This is a genomic window from Micromonospora sp. LOL_021 (genome assembly GCF_048060215.1).
GTDB lineage: Bacteria > Actinomycetota > Actinomycetes > Mycobacteriales > Micromonosporaceae > Micromonospora_E.
Genome location: NZ_JBHMIN010000164.1, coordinates 1 through 342, shown reverse-complemented (window position 1 = coordinate 342; position 342 = coordinate 1). Strand labels below are relative to the sequence as shown.

Sequence of the window (342 nt, the reverse complement as noted above, 5' to 3'; positions counted from 1 at the left end):
CCTGCGTGGTGTCGGTGAGCTGGCCGAGGATCGGCTCATCGACGCCGACCTGCGCCATCTTGGCCTGGCTGGTCAGCCCCATCTTGGCGCCGACGAGCCGTTCGCCCCGGCCGGTGCGGCGGGCGATCAGCGCCTGCTGCACCGCGTAGGCGGCGTCGACGTCGACCCGGTGGGCGGCGGCGAGCTGCGGAATCGGGGTGCCGGTGACGGCCGCGTCGTCGAGCCGGGCGGCCAGGTCGGCGGGGTCGATGCTGGTGGCGGTCACGGGCGCTCTCCGTTGACGAGGTCGAGGGCGACGTCGGTGATCATGTCCTCCTGGCCGCCGACCATCCTGCGGCGGCC

The 342-nt window shown here is 74.3% G+C and carries 1 protein-coding gene and 1 pseudogene; both read right to left on the bottom strand.

Annotated elements, in window-relative coordinates:
* A pseudogene (locus tag ACFHWT_RS31505) lies at window positions 1-265 on the bottom strand (4-oxalocrotonate decarboxylase); the annotation flags it as partial.
* A partial coding sequence (locus ACFHWT_RS31500) for a hypothetical protein (protein WP_416598355.1) occupies window positions 262-342 on the bottom strand: 81 nt, incomplete at its 5' end. The gene ACFHWT_RS31500 and the pseudogene ACFHWT_RS31505, both read right to left, overlap by 4 nt.